17 protein-coding genes and 1 other RNA gene are annotated in these 17,683 nt (G+C 68.3%); 11 read left to right on the top strand and 7 right to left on the bottom strand.

Features of this window, described 5'->3' with window-relative positions; translation table 11 throughout:
• Nucleotides 1-53: 53 nt before the first annotated feature.
• Entirely contained in the window at nucleotides 54-1,451 is a 1,398-nt protein-coding gene (lpdA, locus tag A6A40_RS10440) for a dihydrolipoyl dehydrogenase (RefSeq protein ID WP_063635342.1), read from the bottom strand.
• 264 nt (nucleotides 1,452-1,715) lie between these two features.
• Here lpdA and A6A40_RS10445 point away from each other — a divergent pair, with 264 nt between their 5' ends.
• Nucleotides 1,716-1,874: an entericidin A/B family lipoprotein gene (locus A6A40_RS10445; RefSeq protein WP_063635343.1), complete on the top strand. Its 159-nt coding sequence runs from the start codon at nucleotides 1,716-1,718 to the stop codon at nucleotides 1,872-1,874.
• 159 nt (nucleotides 1,875-2,033) lie between these two features.
• On the opposite strand, the gene A6A40_RS10450 is transcribed toward A6A40_RS10445, so the two are convergent.
• From A6A40_RS10450 to A6A40_RS10465, 4 genes are all read right to left on the bottom strand, one after another.
• Complete coding sequence (locus A6A40_RS10450) at nucleotides 2,034-2,453, bottom strand: DUF6481 family protein (protein WP_236783634.1); 420 nt, start codon at nucleotides 2,451-2,453, stop codon at nucleotides 2,034-2,036.
• A gap of 132 nt (nucleotides 2,454-2,585) precedes the next feature.
• Nucleotides 2,586-2,795: a cold-shock protein gene (locus A6A40_RS10455; protein ID WP_014248799.1), complete on the bottom strand. Its 210-nt coding sequence runs from the start codon at nucleotides 2,793-2,795 to the stop codon at nucleotides 2,586-2,588.
• A gap of 197 nt (nucleotides 2,796-2,992) precedes the next feature.
• Nucleotides 2,993-4,438: a D-glycero-beta-D-manno-heptose-7-phosphate kinase gene (rfaE1, locus tag A6A40_RS10460; protein WP_063635345.1), complete on the bottom strand. Its 1,446-nt coding sequence runs from the start codon at nucleotides 4,436-4,438 to the stop codon at nucleotides 2,993-2,995.
• 86 nt (nucleotides 4,439-4,524) lie between these two features.
• The gene (locus A6A40_RS10465; RefSeq protein WP_063635346.1) at nucleotides 4,525-4,857 is read right to left on the bottom strand and encodes a hypothetical protein; all 333 of its coding nucleotides are present in this window, start codon (nucleotides 4,855-4,857) and stop codon (nucleotides 4,525-4,527) included.
• A 159-nt stretch (nucleotides 4,858-5,016) separates the two neighbouring features.
• Here A6A40_RS10465 and A6A40_RS10470 point away from each other — a divergent pair, with 159 nt between their 5' ends.
• The 3 genes from A6A40_RS10470 (at nucleotide 5,017) to A6A40_RS10480 (ending at nucleotide 7,668) form a co-directional block, all read left to right on the top strand.
• Nucleotides 5,017-6,486 (top strand): sensor histidine kinase, encoded by a 1,470-nt coding sequence (locus tag A6A40_RS10470; RefSeq protein WP_063635347.1) that lies wholly within the window; start codon nucleotides 5,017-5,019, stop codon nucleotides 6,484-6,486.
• 119 nt (nucleotides 6,487-6,605) lie between these two features.
• Entirely contained in the window at nucleotides 6,606-6,794 is a 189-nt protein-coding gene (locus tag A6A40_RS10475) for a hypothetical protein (RefSeq protein ID WP_063635348.1), read from the top strand.
• Nucleotides 6,795-6,885: 91 nt separating this feature from the next.
• Complete coding sequence (locus tag A6A40_RS10480; protein ID WP_063635349.1) at nucleotides 6,886-7,668, top strand: methyltransferase domain-containing protein; 783 nt, start codon at nucleotides 6,886-6,888, stop codon at nucleotides 7,666-7,668.
• Between the two features lie 26 nt (nucleotides 7,669-7,694).
• Here A6A40_RS10480 and A6A40_RS10485 read toward each other — a convergent pair whose 3' ends face one another.
• Nucleotides 7,695-8,318: a ParA family protein gene (locus A6A40_RS10485; protein ID WP_063635350.1), complete on the bottom strand. Its 624-nt coding sequence runs from the start codon at nucleotides 8,316-8,318 to the stop codon at nucleotides 7,695-7,697.
• 11 nt (nucleotides 8,319-8,329) lie between these two features.
• The gene (locus A6A40_RS10490; protein WP_063635351.1) at nucleotides 8,330-9,934 is read right to left on the bottom strand and encodes a CYTH and CHAD domain-containing protein; all 1,605 of its coding nucleotides are present in this window, start codon (nucleotides 9,932-9,934) and stop codon (nucleotides 8,330-8,332) included.
• Between the two features lie 294 nt (nucleotides 9,935-10,228).
• Here A6A40_RS10490 and A6A40_RS10495 point away from each other — a divergent pair, with 294 nt between their 5' ends.
• The 7 genes from A6A40_RS10495 to A6A40_RS10525 all read left to right on the top strand — a co-directional run bounded on the left by A6A40_RS10495 (nucleotide 10,229) and on the right by A6A40_RS10525 (nucleotide 17,680).
• The gene (locus A6A40_RS10495) at nucleotides 10,229-11,422 is read left to right on the top strand and encodes a phosphoglycerate kinase (protein ID WP_063635352.1); all 1,194 of its coding nucleotides are present in this window, start codon (nucleotides 10,229-10,231) and stop codon (nucleotides 11,420-11,422) included.
• A 200-nt stretch (nucleotides 11,423-11,622) separates the two neighbouring features.
• The gene (locus A6A40_RS10500) at nucleotides 11,623-12,009 is read left to right on the top strand and encodes a hypothetical protein (protein ID WP_063635353.1); all 387 of its coding nucleotides are present in this window, start codon (nucleotides 11,623-11,625) and stop codon (nucleotides 12,007-12,009) included.
• Nucleotides 12,010-12,223: 214 nt separating this feature from the next.
• Nucleotides 12,224-12,321, top strand: an RNA gene (gene ffs, locus A6A40_RS10505) — signal recognition particle sRNA small type.
• A gap of 104 nt (nucleotides 12,322-12,425) precedes the next feature.
• Complete coding sequence (locus A6A40_RS10510; protein WP_063635354.1) at nucleotides 12,426-14,327, top strand: DNA polymerase III subunit gamma/tau; 1,902 nt, start codon at nucleotides 12,426-12,428, stop codon at nucleotides 14,325-14,327.
• Nucleotides 14,328-14,330: 3 nt separating this feature from the next.
• Entirely contained in the window at nucleotides 14,331-14,654 is a 324-nt protein-coding gene (locus tag A6A40_RS10515; protein ID WP_063635355.1) for a YbaB/EbfC family nucleoid-associated protein, read from the top strand.
• Nucleotides 14,655-14,715: 61 nt separating this feature from the next.
• Entirely contained in the window at nucleotides 14,716-15,309 is a 594-nt protein-coding gene (recR, locus tag A6A40_RS10520) for a recombination mediator RecR (protein WP_063635356.1), read from the top strand.
• A 187-nt stretch (nucleotides 15,310-15,496) separates the two neighbouring features.
• The gene (locus tag A6A40_RS10525; protein WP_063635357.1) at nucleotides 15,497-17,680 is read left to right on the top strand and encodes a phytoene desaturase family protein; all 2,184 of its coding nucleotides are present in this window, start codon (nucleotides 15,497-15,499) and stop codon (nucleotides 17,678-17,680) included.
• Nucleotides 17,681-17,683 lie beyond the last annotated feature (3 nt).

The following is a 17,683-nucleotide window of genomic DNA, read 5'->3' on the forward strand; positions in this document are numbered from 1 at the left end:
GGAGCCTTTCGTCGTTACGGACCTCGCGGTCTGCAGATCGGATGTGAAGAGGATCAGATATGCAGCGGACGCCCGTCCACCGCCAACGCCGCTTCCTTGACCGCTTCCGACAAAGTCGGGTGGGCGTGGCAGGTGCGGGCGACGTCTTCGGCGGACGCGCTGAACTCCATGGCCAGCACCAGTTCGCCGATCATCTCCGACACGTTCGGGCCGATCATGTGGACGCCCAGCACCTGGTCGGTGGAGGCATCCGACAGGATCTTCACGAAACCGTCGGTGTTGCCGCCGGCACGGGCGCGGCCGTTGGCGGTGAAGGGGAACTTGCCGGTCTTGTAGGCGACGCCCGCGGCCTTCAGCTGCTCCTCGGTCTTGCCGACGGCGGCGACTTCCGGCCAGGTGTAGACGACGCCGGGAACCAGGTCGTGGTTGACGTGGCTCTTCTGGCCGGCCAGCTGCTCGGCCAGCGCCACACCCTCTTCCTCGGCCTTGTGGGCCAGCATCGGGCCTTCCACCACGTCGCCGATGGCGTAGATGCCCGGCACGTTGGTTTGGAAATGATGGTCGATCTTGACGCGCCCGCGGTCCAGCTCGACGCCCACCGCCTCCAGCCCGAGGCCCTCGGTGTAGGGACGGCGGCCGATGGCGACCAGGACGGTGTCGGCCTCGATGGTCTGCGCCGCGCCGCCGGCGGCGGGCTCGACCGTCAGGGCCACGCCGGTTTCGGTCATCGACGCGCCGGTCACCTTGGTGCTCAGCTTGAAGTCCATGCCCTGCTTGGCGAAAATGCGCTGGGCCTGCTTGGACAGCTCGTTGTCCATGGTCGGCAGCACGCGGTCGAGATACTCGACCACCGTCACCTTGGCGCCCAGCCGGCCCCAGACGGAGCCCAGCTCCAGCCCGATCACGCCGCCGCCGATGACGACCAGATGCTTCGGCACCTCCGGCAGCGACAGGGCGCCGGTGGAGGACACCACGCGCTTCTCGTCGATGGCGATGCCCGGCAGCGGGGTCACGTCCGAACCGGTGGCGATGACGATCGCCTTCGACGCGGTGATGGTGCCGACGCCATCGACCTCGACGGTGTTCGGGGCGGAGATCTTGCCCGCACCCTTCAGCCAGGTGACCTTGTTCTTCTTGAACAGGAACTCGATGCCGCCGACATTGTCCTTAACGACCTTGTCCTTGTGGGCCAGCATGCCCGGCAGGTCCAGCTCGACGCCGCCGACCTTGATGCCGAACTTGGCGAGGCCGTGGGCCGCTTCCTCGAACTTCTCCGACGCCGCCAGCAGAGCCTTGGACGGGATGCAGCCGACATTCAGGCAGGTGCCGCCCAGCGTCCCGCGCTTCTCCACGCAGGCGACCTTGAAGCCGAGCTGCGCCGCGCGGATCGCGCAGACATACCCGCCGGGACCGCCGCCGATCACAACGACGTCAAAAGTGCTTTCAGCCATGAGAGGCTTTCCTTTCGCCATTCTTGCTCGTTGCCAAAAGCCGTCCCATCCAGCGGGGAGGGCACGCGGGATCTTCCGCGGGGCGATTTATGCCCGCGCTCACGCCCGGTGGCAACGGGACACTTCGTCTCTGCGGATTCGGACGATGCGCAGGCGAAGGGCACCCCTTTTGCGCAAGCCCCCTCCACTTTCGATTCCGGAAACCTTTACGGCCCCGCTTGCGTTCCACTCGGCATCACAACGCCACCGCAACGGAGACCGACCATGACCACCGTCAAGAAGTTCGCCCTGTTCGCCATCCTCGGCGCGCTGCTGGGCACCACGCTCGCCGCCTGCAACACCGTCGAGGGCGCCGGTCAGGACGTACAGGCCGGCGGCCGCGCCATCGAGCGTGGCGCCGACAACGTCCAGAAGAAGATGTGAATCCGCAGCCCGGCCGGTCTTGGAAAACCATCACTCCCAGGCCGACGACAATACAGCCCGGAAGCCGCATGCGGTTCGAACAGAACGCATGCGGCTTCCGGGCTGTTTCAACGATCGGATTCGCGGCTCAGATCGATTTCCGAATTTGCGCGACCGGACTCAGCGGCTCCTGGCTTTACGTGCCGCATAGCGGGCGTCGCGGGCGGCTTTCGCCTCCGCTGCCATTGCCACCTGGCGCTTGGCCTGTTCGGCCAATTCCTGAACCGCCAGCGCCTCGCGGGCGGCCAGTTCGGCCTGTTCGGCCTGCAACACCTCCTGTTCGGCGGCCTTGCGGGCTGCGCGCGCCGCATTGCGTTCGGCCTCGCGGGCCTCACGGGCGACGCGGACGGCCCGCCGTGCCTCTTCGCGCTCGGCGAAAACCGGATCGTTCACACCGGGTTGCGCCTTGAATTTTTCCAGAAGCGCCTTTTTCGCGCCGGCCGCCGCACTCAGGCGCTCCGAAAGCCCAGCATTCTTGAAGCCGTTCATATCCATCCATTTCGTGAATTCGGTCGTGCCCGCAGGCAGGCCATCAAGCAAGTCCTGAATCGGGCAGTGCCACCGAAGGCGGCGAAGCGGCGCCAGGGACAGGCGAACCCGGCTGCGGCGCTCCCGATTTCCGGTACGAAAAAGGGCGGCCTGAGCCGCCCTTCCTCTTCGAACCCGTTGCGCTCAGAGCGCGCGCAGGTTCTCGGCCGCAACCTTGCCACGGCGCGGATCGCGAATTGCATCGAAGGACAGCTTCTGGCCTTCACCGAGGTTGGCGATCCCGGCGCGCTCGACCGCGGAGATGTGGACGAACACGTCGGCCGTGCCGTCTTCCGGCTGAATGAAGCCAAAGCCCTTGGTCGAATTGAAAAACTTGACGGTACCGATAGCCATGGGTCAGTTCCCTTCCTGGCGTTGCGCTGCGCGAGGGTGCGCAGGCGCATCAATTCACTTCGGGAAAGAGACCCAGATCCGTGTGACGGATCAGAATGACAAAGCCCAGAGCAACGTCGACCGCCCACAGATGGGGAACGCATCGGCAGCTTACAAGTGACAATCGATACCCCCCGGCGGCGGCCGGCAGGGTTGCCTCAACTCTTCATGCGCTTGATGGTGTTGGTCGTGCTCTGTCCCTGGACAAGCTCGGCCAGCACGACTTTGCCACCGTAGCTCTGCACGAAATCCGCTCCGACCACCGTGGCGATGGTATAGTCGGCGCCCTTGACCAGAACGTCCGGGCGCAGCGCGCGGATCAGTGTTTCCGGCGTGTCCTCGCCGAAGACCACCACCAGATCGACGCAGCCGAGCGACGCCAGCACCGTGGCGCGCGCCGTCTCGTTCTGCACCGGCCGGCTTTCGCCCTTCAGCCGCTTCACCGAGTCGTCGCTGTTCAGCCCGACCACCAGCACGTCGCAGGCCGCCCGCGCCTGTTTCAGCAGCGAGATGTGGCCGGGGTGCAGCAGGTCGAAGCAGCCATTGGTGAAGCCCACCCGCTTGCCGCGCAGCCGCCAGCGCTCGGCCCGCTCCGCCGCGGTGTCGCGGTTCGCCACCTTCTCCTCGCCATGGCGCCACTCCTGTTCATGCAGGCCGGCCAGCAGTTCGGCGGAGCGGACGACCGCAGTGCCGACCTTGCCCACCACGATGCCGGCCGCCAGATTGGCCAGCCGGGCCGAATCGACCAGATCGATCCCGACCGACAGCGCGGCGGTCAGCGTCGCCACCACCGTGTCGCCGGCGCCCGACACGTCGAACACCTCGCGCGCCTCGGCCGGCAGATGCACGGCGTCCGCGGCCGTCACCACCGACATGCCCTGCTCGCTGCGGGTGGCGACGACGGCGCCGATGCCGCAGGTGGCGATCAGGTGGCGGGCGGCGGCGATCACCTCCTCGTCCGTCCGCGCCGGCAGGCCGGTGGCCTCCATCAGCTCCTTGCGGTTGGGCGTCACGATGTCGGCGCCCCGATAGCGGCGGTAGTCGCGGCCCTTCGGATCGACCACCACCGTGCGTCCGGCCTGCCTTGCGGCGGCGATCACCGCCATCACCAGATCGTCGGTCAGCACACCCTTGCCGTAATCGGACAGGATGACAGCCTGCACGCCGGTCAGCTCGCGACGCACCTGCGCCAGAACCTCGTCCGCCACCGCTATGGCGGCTACAGTTTCCCGATCCGCACGAAGCAGTTGCTGTTGTCCGGCGATGAAACGGGTCTTCGCGGTGGTTTGCCGGCCAGGCTCCACCACCACCGTATCGTCTCCGATCTGTTCGCTGTTGAGGATTCCCCGCAACTGGTTGCCGACCGCATCGTCGCCAACCACCGAGATGAAGCGGCATTTGGAATCCAGCGCCACGAGATTGGCGGCAACATTTCCCGCCCCGCCGAGCTTCAACAACTCATGCTGGATGCGCAGGACCGGGATCGGCGCCTCCGGCGACACCCGGTCCACCGAACCATAGACGAAACGGTCAAGCATCACGTCGCCAAGACACAAAACGTTGGCGCGCGAAAGGGTGTCGATATGACGGGCAAGGTCGCTCATGACGCCTGTCTTACCAACGCCAAAGCGGTAACGCCAGTGGACAAAGTTGGCATGCGGGCCTTGGGCGGGACTCCGACAGTGACGGGTCAGGAAAAAGCCGGGACATCGCGGCGCAGATCGCCGGTCCCGCGGGAGAAGATCAGGGTGATCATCCCCTTCAGCTCCGCCGCAGTCCCGCTATCCGCCGCCATGCCATCCACAGACGCCGGCTCGACCGCCAGTCCGGCGGCGGCCAGCCCGCGCTCGAAGGCGGCGACCCGGTCGCCCGGCAACTCGAAGCGGACGGTCGCCATGGCGTCAGAGAACAGCGTGTGATCGACGATCCAGCCGCCGGCCGCCGCCAGCGCATCGGCGACCGCGGTCAAGGCCGCGTTGCGGTCGATGGCGACCACCGCCTCGTACTTCAGGAAGGCCCGCATTGTCGATTCCCACCGCTTCATCGTCCTGCGACATCCACGCCGCGGACGAAATCCTGGTGTACTAGAGAACGGCCATCACGCGAAAGCCCCGCTTACCCGCGCAGGCACAATCCGGCACACGCAATCCGGCACAAGCAAACCGACACAAGGCGAGCCACCATGCCCCGTTCCACCGTCGCGTCCAGCCTGTCGGCCAAGCTGCTGCTGCTCACCATCCTGTTCGTGCTCCTGGCGGAGGTGCTGATCTACACCCCCTCCATCGCGCGGTTCCGCATGAGCTATCTGGAGGAGCGGCTGGCCGCCGCCCACATCGCGGCCCTGTCGGTGGAGGCCGCCCCGGACCTGATGGTGACGAAGGAGCTTCAGGCCAAGCTGCTGGCCTACACCGGCACCCATGTCATCGACCTGATCCAGCCGGGCGCGCGGATCTACATGCTGTCGCGGCCGATGCCGCCACGGGCCGATGCCGTGTACGACCTGCGCACGACCGGCATGGGGATGCAGATCGTCGATGCCGGGCACGCCCTGCGCCTTGCCCTGGAAGGCGCCTTCGGCCCGCCGCGCAACCGGGTGATCCGGGTGATCGACCGCTCGCCCAACGACCCCGCCCAGCGTGTCGAGGTGACGATGGACGAACGGCCGCTGATCGACGCGATGGTGGAGTTCTCCCGCCGCATCCTGGCGGTTTCGGTCGCCATCTCGCTGATCGCGGCGATCCTGGTCTATCTCACGCTCCATGCCCTGCTGGTTCGGCCGATGCGGCGGCTGACCGCTGAGGTCGTCGCCTTCCGCCGCGACCCCGACGGCGCCCCGCCGCTGGTGCCGGGGCGCCGCCGCGACGAGATCGGGGTGGCGGAGCGCGAGCTTGCCGCCATGCAGGACACGGTGCGCGCCGCCCTGCGCCAGCGCGAACGGCTGGCAACGCTGGGCACCGCGGTGGCGAAGATCAATCACGACCTGCGCGGCATCCTGTCCACCGCCTCCCTCCTGTCGGAACGGCTGACGGAGAGCGCCGACCCGGAGGTGCGGCGGGTGACGCCGCGGCTGGTCGCCTCGCTGGACCGGGCGGTGGAGCTGTGCGGCCAGACGCTGTCCTTCACGCGCGACGGCGTCCTGCCGCTGTCCCCCGCGCCGGTCGACCTGCAGCGTGTGGCGGAGGAGGCCGGCGCGGAGGTGCTCGCCACCGTCCATCCCGACGGCGGACGGGTCGAGGCGGAGTGGATCAACGACATCCCCGCCGGCACGCTGGCGCCGGTGGATACGGCACAGATCGGCCGCGCGCTCGTCAATCTCGGCCGCAATGCGGTGCAGGCCGGCGCCGGCCGGGTGCGGATCGCGGCCCGGACGGAGCCGGCCGGCATGCTGACCCTGACGGTCGCCGACGATGGTCCGGGCCTTGCCCCGCGGGCGCGGGAAAATCTGTTCCAGCCCTTCGCCGGATCGGCACGGGCCGGCGGCATCGGCCTGGGCCTCGCCATCGCACGGGAGGTGCTGCGCGCCCATGGCGGGGAGTTGCGGCTGGTGCGCAGCGATGCCACCGGAACGGTCTTCGCGCTTGACATACCGCAAGGCAACACGGAAACCGATCCGGTAGATGCTGCACGGCACAAGTCGTTTGTGTCGCATTGATTCCGCGGGATCCATCCCGCAGAATCCCTTCAATGATGAAGCGTTCGCGGGAAGCCCGGCGGGGCGGGAGGCGGGCGCTTTCCCTCTGACAACGCCTTGTTCTGAAAGGACTTCGCGACGTGAAAGCCTTCTCCTACTGGATCAACTCCATCCTCGCCGGCATCATGGCGTTCGTCGGTCTGCTTGCGTCCTCGCGCGCGGCGGACGATGCGTTCGCCATCGGTGGCCTGATCGTCTTCCTCGGCTGCGTGCTTTTCATCTTCGCGTCGATCGGCCGTTACTTCGACCGCATGGGCTCCGCCCACTGACCGTACGGGCTCCGATCCGCGGAGTCCCGACGGTCGACGCGAAGGCTGGAGGGCGCAAGCCCAACAAAGCGGGTGCCACATGACACATTGCATGGCATGGGACCCTGACGCCTTCGCGACGCTCGATGTCCTGCGCCGCCGTCCCGTCATCGACCTGACGGCGGCGCTTCCCTCCTCCCTCGCACCGCGCTCGGTCGTCGATCTCGGCTGCGGCGCCGGGCAACTGTCCCGGCTGCTGGCGGCGCGCTGGCCCCAGGCCGACGTGCTGGCGGTCGACCAGTCGCGGGCGATGCTGCGCTGGGCCGGCGACACTCCGTCATCGGTGCGCTATCTCCATGCCGATCCGGCGGTCTGGCGCCCGCACTGGCCGACGGATCTCGTCATCTCGGCCGGCGGGCTTCAGCATGTCGCCGGGCATGACCGGCTGTTTCCCGAACTGCTGCAATCGCTCGGCCCCGGCGGGGTGCTGGCCGTCGCCCTGCCCCGCCCGCAGGACCAGGACACCCACAGCCTGCTTCTGGAAACCGCCGCCGACGGCCCCTGGGCGGACCGGCTGGATGGGGTCTGGCCCGCGGCTCCGCTGACCGGGGGCCGGGGTTACGATGCCCAGGACTATTACGACTGGCTCAGCCCGGAAGGAGCGTCCATCGAGTTGTGGGAGACCGAGTATTTCCACGCCCTCGACGGCGACGTTCCGCTTGTGCAATGGCTGCATCAGGCGGCGCTGGCCCCGGTGATGGACCGCCTGACCGGTTCCGAACTCGACGGTTTCCTCGCCGCCTATCGCCGCCGCCTGGAGGCCGCCTATCCGGAGCATTCCAGCGGCAACACGCTGATCCCGACCAAATGGCTGTTCGTGGTGGTGCGGGTGTAGGGGAGGCCGCACTGCGGCCCTCTCCCTCAGACTCCGTCGATGTAGCTCAGCAGCGGCTGCCAGTCGCCGCGATGCTCGGCGGCGCGCTTGCCCGGCATGTCGAACAGGCTGAGGCCGCTTTCGGCCGCGTCGGCATAGATCTGGCTGTCGCGCAGGCGGGTCACCACCTGATGGCCGATACCGCCGAGGAAGCGGTCCAGCCGGTCGGCGGCCCTGGTGCGGGCGCGCATCCGGTTGCCGACCACCGCCACCGTGGCCTTCTTCTTCGCGATGCGTTTCAGTTCGTCGAGCTTGGTGAGGAAACGCTGGGTCGCCTGTTCATCGAAGGCACCGGGCAGCACCGGCAGCACGACGATGTCGGCCATCTTGACCAGATCCTCGATCTGCTTGGTCTTCAGCGCGGCGGGCGCGTCGATCACCAGCCGCTTGGTGCCGCGCGGCGCATCGGAGAAGTCCTTGGCCCAGTCGAGCCCGACCAGCGCCGGCGCCTGTCCCGGCCGGCGCTCCAGCCAGCCGAGCGAGGAGTGCTGACGGTCGACATCGGCCAGCACGGTGGGCAGGCCCGCCGCGGCGGACGCGGCGGCGAGATGGGTGGCGACGGTCGTCTTGCCGCAGCCGCCCTTGATGTTGGCGACGAGGATCGTGAGCATAGCTGCGGACTCTACACCGCAGCGTCCGGCTTCGACCAGAAATGCTTGGTGTCGATGAAATCATGCCACAGGGCCACCAGCGCCGCTTCGGTGTCGGCGACGCCGCGGGCGTGCCAGCCGATGACGATGCCGGCCGCGCGCGGCTCGCCGGGAGCGGAGCGGCTGCCGTCGTCGTGCAGTTCGTGCAGAAGCCGCGTCGCCGTCGCCACGTCGTTCAGATGCCCCAGCGCGTCCTGGAAGGCGGCCATCTGCTGGATATAGCGGCGCACCGGCTTGTCGTCATACAGGCTGCGGAAGAACTCCACGGCATAGCGCAGCTTCTTCAGGGCGATGCGCAGCTGGTGACGCTGGGCCACCGGCAGATGGGCGAAGCCGTGCCCGGCCCGCTTGGCCTTCTTGTGGCGCTTGTTCAACAGATGGTCGGCCAACCCGATCACCGGCTGGAACAGGCGCACCGAGTCCTCGCTGACCGGCTGGTCGCGCCAGCCCCGCTTCTCCACCCAGCTGCCGACGCCCAGCAGAAAGGCGGTGTAGCGATCCGACCGGATCGCCTCCCGCACGCCCTCATAGGCACGCAGCCTCTTCGCCTCGGCCGCCGCCGCCAGCGTGTCGAGATCCTCGACCGCCGAGCGGCCATGCCCGTCGGCCTTGTGGAAGGCGTCGCGCACCGGGGCCAGCAGTTCCTCGCCGAACACGTCCCAGTCGCGCGCCGGCCCCAGGCTGCCGGCCAGCCATTTGATCTCGCCGACCAGCCACAGATATTGGGTGGCCGGGATGAAGGGGCGGAACAGCGCGATGGCCGAGCGCAGCCGGCGCAGCGCCACGCGCATCTGGTGGACGCCCTCCGGATCCTCGCCGGCCAGCGTCACCGCCTCGTTCGCGACCATATGGGCGAGACAGGCGCGGACGATGCGGGCCACCGCCCCTTCCACCGTCGTCTCGGGGTCGAGCAGCAGCTTTTCCGCCTTCAGCGCCTTGTCGGCACCGCCGTTCGCCAGCGCGTGGCCGCGCTCCGCCTTGCTGCGCATCTCCAGCCGCAGCGGTGCCGCCTTCGTCAATTCCTGCGCCAGATCGTAGAGCGCGGCGGGCGGGCCGCTCTTCAGCTCCAGCTCGACCTCGCACAGGTCGCTGGACCGGCCGTCGGGCAGCCGGATTCGGCCACGGTCGAAGGCGACCTCGATGGAGGCGGCGTCATCCCCCTCGCCCAGCGTCACGTCCTGGATCGTGCGCTCGACGACCGTGGTGAAGACCGGCTGCAAATCCGATTCGCCGAGCGCGCCCAGCAGCTCGAGTGCCGCGGCGTCGGTGATCAGCGTCAGGTCGGGGGCGGCGGAGGTCACCGCGCATTCCCATTCCCCGCGCCCCAGCCCATCCTCGTCCGGGGCCGATTTGACCGTCTGGACAAAGCCGTCGCCGGTCTTGCGCACCCGCAGCGTCACCTTGCGCGCGGCGAGCCGGCGGTCTTCGGTGTCGTAGTAGGTGCTTTCCAGGGTCTTCGCCGTTGCCGGTCCGGTCGTCCGGTCCGCAATGGCGGGAGAGACACGCAGCGTGTCGAAGTCTTCCGGCTTCGCCGCCAGCTTCAATTCCGTCTCGCGGTTGATGTCCGCCTCAGCCATCGCCTGCGCTTCAACCCCCGTTTTGCGGCCCACTGGCCTACAGTTGGGTGTTTGCACAGGCTATGGACAGGGTCAAGTTACGGAAATGTTGCAGAAGCCTGGGGTTGCAGCGCCCTCCATTCCCGCATCTTCCTTTTGTTCGCAGCGCTTTGACCGTGTTGCAGGGGCAATATGCCCCAATTCACCCCACCCCTGAGGCGTTGCAATGCGGTCGGCGCTGTGCTTGGGTTCGGCCAAATCGACTGGGGCCGCTCCCGGACGGGAAAACGGCCATTACTCAAGGGAAGCGTGACGATGACCGATTTCAACACGATCGACGACCTCGAGGTGAGCGGCAAGACGGTGCTGGTCCGCGCCGACCTGAACGTTCCGATGCAGGACGGCAAGGTGTCGGACACCACCCGCATCGACCGCCTCGCCCCCACCCTGAAGGAGCTGTCCTCCAAGGGCGCCAAGGTCGTCGTCCTGTCGCATTTCGGTCGCCCGAAGAACGGCCCGGACGCCAAGAACTCCTTGCGCAACGTGCTGGACGCGCTGAGCGCCGCCGTTGGCCAGAAGGTCGCCTTCGCCGAGGATTGCGTCGGCGACAAGGCCAAGGAGGCCATCGCCAAGGTGCATGACGGCGCCATCGTGCTGCTGGAGAACACCCGCTTCCACGCCGAAGAGGAAAAGAACGACCCGGCTTTCGCCAAGGAGATGGCCGCGCTGGGCGACATCTACGTCAACGACGCCTTCTCCGCCGCCCACCGCGCCCATGCCTCGACCGAGGGCGTCGCCCGCCTGCTGCCGAACGCCGCCGGCCGCCTGATGGAGGCCGAGCTGAAGGCGCTGACGCTCGCGCTGGAGAAGCCGGAGCGCCCGGTCGCCGCCGTCGTCGGCGGTGCGAAGATCTCGACCAAGCTGGAGCTGCTCGGCAACATGGTCCGCAAGGTGGACCTGCTGGTGCTGGGCGGCGGCATGGCCAACACCTTCCTGTTCGCCCAGGGCACCGACGTCGGCGCCTCGCTGTGCGAGAAGGACATGGCCGACCAGGCCCGCGCCATCATGGCGACCGCCAAGGACGCCAACTGCGAGATCCTGCTGCCGAAGGACTTCGTCGTCGCCAAGGAGTTCAAGGCCGGCGCCGCCAACCGCGTCGTCGCCTTCGACGCCATCGGTGCGGACGAGATGGCTCTCGACATCGGCCCGGCGACGGTGGAGTTCCTGGGCGTGAAGCTGCAGGGTGCCAAGACCGTCGTGTGGAACGGCCCGCTCGGCGCCTTCGAAATTCAGCCCTTCGACGCCGGCACCAACGCCGTGGCCGGTCTGGTCGCCGCCCGCACCGAGGCCGGCGGCCTGCTGTCGGTGGCCGGCGGCGGCGACACCGTCGCGGCGATGGCCCATGCCGGGGTCGAGGACAAGTTCACCTACGTCTCCGCCGCCGGCGGCGCCTTCCTGGAATGGCTGGAAGGCAAGGAACTGCCGGGCGTCGCGGCGCTGAAGAAGTAAGCTTCGCCCGGTCCAATAGGTTCGCAAAGGGGGCGTCAAGGCGCCCCCTTTTTCGTTGATCCCGGACCTGGAGCCCAAAAGCCTCTGTGGCGGATCTCCGTGATCGGTCAATGACTTCCTGGATTTTTTTCCTATTATTCCCCCAAAACGTTCAGCATGCGGTAACTGAAAGACGTCAAACCTAACCGGAGATGTCATCCATGAAGACCGCTTTTGCCGCTTTCGTCGCTGTGCTGACCCTCGCCGCCAACGCCAATGCCGCGGAGCCGATCGGCGGCTCCTTTCTCTCGACGGTTGACACCCTGGCGAACAAGACCCTGATCGCCGGTTCGGCCAACATCAACGGCCTCAATCTGCGGACCATCACCACCGGCTGCGCGATGAACCTGACGGTCAGCGTGGTTCCCCCCGGCACGGGCGCCGCCGCCCGGCCGATTGTCGCCTGTTCGCCCGGTTCCAGCACCATCACGGGGTCGGCGATGCTGCCCAATCCGCTCTATGTGCCAGCGGGCTGGTCAGTCACCCTCAACACGTCGGCCGGCTATCTCTACAGCCTCTACATGACCTACGACCTCGCCGGCCAGTGATCCGGCGCAGGCCTTCCGGAAAGGGGAGGTGCTGCGGCACCTCTCCTCGCTTAAGCCGCGAGTCGGCCGAACGTGCCCAGCCCCCCTTTAGGGCCAATTATGGGCGGAACACTAAATTATAGTCCCGGAAATAATTGCCCATAACCCAGTGCCGCCCCCGCCCACGAACCGTTTCCCCTTGCATCCGCCCGCGCAAATGCCCATAACAGCCGCGGGAGGCTGGCGTCGGACGAGTCCCTCGCCAACCCGGTCAGGTCCGGAAGGAAGCAGCCGCAACGAGTTACGGCTCGGGTCGTTCGTCCAGTCTCCCACCCTCTCCGAAAATTGCCAGCACGAAACAGACGGCGACAGCGCGGCGCCGGGACGCTATCCTGCGGCCCGAAATTCCCCTCCCGTCGTTTCGACAGGCCAGCCGCGTGACCGATACCACTGCCCTTTCAGGCGCCGACATCACCGCCGCTTCCGCCCCCGCCGCGGCTCCCGCCACCGGGCTGGCCTATCGGGTGCTGGCGCGCAAATATCGGCCGAAGACCTTCGACGAGCTGATCGGCCAGGACGCGCTGGTCCGAACCCTGACCAACGCCATCCAGTCCGGCCGCATCGCCCAGGCCTTCATGCTGACCGGCGTGCGCGGTGTCGGCAAGACCACCACGGCCCGTATCATCGCCCGCGCGCTGAACTGCACCGGCACCGACGGCAAGGGCGGGCCGACGATCAGCCCCTGCGGCGTCTGCGACAATTGCCGCGCCATCGCCGAGGATCGCCACGTCGACGTGATGGAGATGGACGCCGCCAGCCACACCGGCGTCGACGACATCCGCGAGATCATCGACGGCGTGCGCTACTCGCCCGTCTCGGCCCGCTACAAGCTCTACATCATCGACGAGGTCCACATGCTCTCCAAGAGCGCGTTCAACGCGCTCCTGAAGACGCTGGAGGAACCGCCGAGCCATGTGAAATTCGTCTTCGCCACCACCGAGATCCGCAAGGTCCCGGTCACGGTGCTGTCGCGCTGCCAGCGATTCGACCTGCGCCGCGTCGATGCCCAGGTGCTGAAGGAGCATTTCACCCGCGTCACCGTCCAGGAAGGCGCCGACATCGAGGGGGATGCCGCCGCCCTGATCGCGCGCGCCGCCGACGGGTCGGTGCGCGACGGACTGTCGCTGCTCGATCAGGCCATCGCGCTGGCTGCCGGCACCGTCACGGCGCAGCAGGTGCGCGACATGCTGGGTCTGGCCGACCGCACCCGCGTGATCGACCTGTTCGAAGCCGCCGTCTCCGCCAAGCCCGCCGAGGCAATGGACATCCTGGCCGACCTGCACCGCGTCGGCGCCGATCCGGTGGTGATCCTGCAGGACCTGCTCGACCTCGTCCACAACCTGACCCGGCTGAAGGTGGTGCCCGACAGCGCCAACGACCCCTCCCTGCCGGAGGCCGAACGCACGCGCGGCTCCGCTCTGTCCTCCAAGCTCGGCATGCCGGCGCTGACCCGCGCGTGGCAATTGCTGCTGAAGGGGCTGAACGAGGTGCAGGCCGCCCCGGTGCCGCAGCAGGCGCTGGAGATGGTGATCGTCCGCCTGTCCTACGCCGCCGATTTGCCGACGCCGGGCGAGCTGATCCGGCAGTTCCAGGCCCAGCAGGCCAATGGCGGAGGCAGCGCGCCGATGGGCCGCGGTCCAGGTGGCGGAGGCATGGGCGCCGGCGGGCCGGTCTCGGTCGCCAGCCAACCCTCCTCCATGGCCACCCACGCCGTCGCCCGCTCCATGGGCGCGGCCCAGCCGCAGAGCGCTCCGGTTGCCCAGGCTGCCCCCGCCGCAGTCCAGGCGGGCGAAGAGCTGTCGCCGATGCCGCACGACTTCCGTGCGCTGGTGCAGCTGTTTTCCGACCGGCGCGAGGGCGCGCTCTACGGCTATCTGATGGAGACGGTGCAGCTGGTCCGCATGGAGCCGGGCCGGCTGGAGCTGAAGCTCCGCCCCGCCGCCCCGCCGACGCTGCCGGCCAAGGTCGGGCAGTTCCTGACCGAATGGACCGGCCATCGCTGGATCGTCGCCCTGTCCGAGGGCCACGCCCAGGCGACGCTGGCCGAACAGGAGCAGGCCGAAAAGCGCCGTTCGCTATCGGAGGCAGAGGCCAATCCGGTGGTGCGTGCCGTCCTCGACGCCTTTGCCGGAGCGAAGATCATCGACATCCGCGACCTCGCCGAAGTTGCCGCGGCGGAGAGTGCGGCGGTTGCGGATGACGGCGAGACACCCGATTTCATGGTTCAGCAGCAGGACGACGGGGTCTATTACCCCCTCGACGACGAAGGAGAGTACTGACCGATGAAGAATATCGGCAACATGATGAAGCAGGCCCAGCAGATGCAGGCCAAGATGCAGGAAATGCAGGCGAGCCTGGAGCAGGTCGAAGTGACCGGCCAGAGCGCCGCCGGCATGGTCGTCGTGACCGTCAACGGCAAGAGCGAGATGAAGAAGGTCAAGCTCGACAAGTCCGTCGTCGATCCCGAGGACGTCGAGGTGCTGGAGGACCTGATCGTCGCCGCCTTCAACGACGCCAAGAAGAAGGTCGAGCAGCACGTCGCCGAGGAGACCTCGAAGATGATGGGCGGCCTCAAGCTGCCGCCGGGCATCAAGCTGCCGTTCTGATCCATTACAGTATCTGTGAAAATCCCCTCTCTCCGGAGGGGAGAGGCGGATTTGCACATCCATGATCGGACCTGAAATCGAACGCCTGATCCAGTTGCTGTCCAAGCTGCCGGGGCTCGGTCCCCGGTCGGCACGGCGGGCAGCGCTGCATCTGATGAAGCGGCGGGACAGCCTGCTGGTGCCTTTGTCGGAGGCGATGGCGGCGGCCGGCGAGTCGATCCGCGCCTGCTCCGTCTGCGGCAATCTGGACAGCCGCGATCCCTGCACCGTCTGCTCCGACCCCACCCGCGACCGCTCGGTCATCTGCGTGGTGGAGGATGCCGGCGATTTGTGGGCGCTGGAACGCACCCGCGCCTTCCGCGGCACCTACCATGTGCTGGGCGGCCTGCTGTCGGCCCTGCAGGGCGTCGGTCCCGACGACCTGAACATCGCCGGCCTCGCCGAACGCGCCAAGGATCCGGCGGTGCGCGAGATCATCCTGGCGCTCAACGCCACCGTCGACGGCCAGACCACCGCCCATGTGGTGACAGACCGCCTGACCGAGTCCGATGTGTCCGTCTCTCGTCTGGCGCATGGCGTCCCGGTCGGCGGCGAGTTGGACTATCTCGACGACGGCACCTTGACTGCGGCACTGAAGGCACGCCGGCCGCTGTAGCCTTGGCCACGCGGCCCATCCCTACACAGGTACACTCCCGTACGCCCCGCACTTCACGCATCGCCAACCGCCGTACGCCGCAGTTCACGAAGCCAAGCCCGCTCCTTACGTACCCTCGCTGGCACGTACACCCGCCTCCCGCCGATGGTCCTTCGCAGTTTCCACCACCCGCGAAGGCACCATCCCGATGCGTACGCCCGCCAAGCTTCCCCCCGCCAAGCTCCCCATCGCGTTCCGCATTCTGCTGGGCTTCTCTCCCTGGCTGCTGTTCGGCGCCGTCCTGCCGCTCGCCGGATTGCTGCCGGCCTCCCTGACCGCACTGGCGGCAAGTCTCGCCCTCTGCGCCCTCGACAGGCTGCGCGGCTCCCTCAAGGCGCCGGAGCTGGTGGCCGCCGCCTTCTTCGCCATTCTGCCGCTCTGCGGTCCGCTGGGCTGGGACTGGCCGCTTCACAATCTCGGCCTCGCCATCCATCTGGCGCTGTCCGCCATGGCCTTCGGCAGCATCGCCGCCGGCAGCCCCTTCACCCTGCAATATGCCCGCGACGACTGGCCGCGCGACTATTGGCACCTGCCGCAATTCGTCGCCGTCAACCGGCTGATGACTGCGGTCTGGAGCGTGCTGTTCCTGGTCGGCGGTCTGGGCTTCGCCGCCCTGCCCGGATGGGAAGCCCCGGTCTCCATCGGCGCCTCCGCGCTGGGTGTGCTCGCCAACCGGCTGCTGCCGGATTGGATCGTCGGGCGGGCGATGCACCGTCGGCTGGCCGAGGCCGATCCGCACCCCTGGCCGGCTCCGGCGATCCTGAACCGGACGCGTACCGCCGCAGATGAGCGTGACGTGGTGGTGGTCGGCTCCGGCATCGGCGGCCTGACGGCGGCGGCGCTGCTGGCACGGGCCGGGGCGCGGGTGACGGTTCTGGAGGCGCATGACCGTCCCGGTGGATTCTGCACCTCCTGGACGGTCAAGGCGCGCAACCGCAGCGAACCGGGGGCCGAGCCCTTCCGCTACGTCTTCGATGCCGGCGTCCACGACATCAGCGGCGCCCAGCCCGGCGGTCCGGTCGATCATCTGCTGCGATCGCTGGGGGTCGAGGACCGGGTGGAGTGGCAGCCGGTGAACCGCGGCGTCGCCCTGGACGGCAAGCTGCTTCAACTGGCCGACGACGCCGATGGACTGGCCGCCCAGATCGCCGCCGACCACCCGCCCAGCGCCGCCGGGGCCGCCGCCTTCCTGGCGGAGATGCGGGCGGTCTATGACGACATGTATCGCGGCTGCGCCGACAGCGGCCTGCCCAACATCCCGCAATCGGTGGCGGCGATGCGGCGCTATGTGACGGAGAGCCCGCACGCCTTGCGCTGGATGGCCCGGCCGTTCCAGGAGATGCTGGACCATTTCATTCCCGACCGCGCCGGCCAACGCCTGCTGACCGTGCTGACCGGCTATCTCAGCGACCGGGCGGAGGCGCTGACGGTCGGCCAGATGGCGCCGATCTTCGGTTACTGGTTCTCCGGCGGCTTCTATCCGGCCGGCGGGTCGCAGGCGCTGGCCGATGCGCTGGCCCAGTCGATCCGCGCCGACGGCGGTGAGGTCCGGCTGCGCACCCCCGTCACCCGCATCCTGATCGAGGACGGCCGCGCCGCCGGGGTGGAGACCGCAGATGGCCGCGTCATCCGCGCTCCGGCCGTGATCTCCAACGCCGACGTGCGGCGGACCATGCTGGAACTGGTCGGGGCGGAGCATCTGCCGGCCGCCTATGCCGCCCGCTGCGCGGCGATGCGTCCGTCCACCTCTGCCTTCATGGTCACGCTTGGGCTGGACATCGTCCCCGATCTGCCGTCGATGACCTTCCTGCCGCAAGACGGGACGGGCTTCGGCATGGCCATCGCCGTCCCCTCCATCCACGACCGCAGCCTCGCCCCCGAAGGGCATGCCGCGGTGGCTCTGCTGCGTCTGGCCCCGGCGGATGCCGGCTGGAACCGCGCCGATCCGGCCTACAAGGCGCGCAAGCGGGCGGAGGGCGACGCGATGATCGCCGCCGCGTCCCGCCTGATCCCCGGCCTGGAGCGGCACATCACCACCCGGCAGGAGGCCAGCGCCGCCACCTTCGCCCGCTATGCCCACACCAGCGCCGGCAGCATCTACGGCATCGCTCCCGACCAGCAGCGGCTGACCCGCCGCAGCCCGATCCCCGGCCTGTGCCTGACCGGCGCCGGGGTCTTCCCCGGACCCGGCGTGGAGGCCTGCGTCATCTCCGGCCGGCTGGCCGCCGAATCCCTGCTGGGCAAGGAGAGCCTGGCGCCCGAGTCCCTGCGCAACACCGCCGGGCGGAGCGCCGCCTGCGCGTCTGCCCTGCCGGTGACGCAGTTGGGCTGAGTC

Origin of the sequence: Azospirillum humicireducens (assembly GCF_001639105.2) — a bacterium.
Lineage (GTDB): Bacteria > Pseudomonadota > Alphaproteobacteria > Azospirillales > Azospirillaceae > Azospirillum > Azospirillum humicireducens.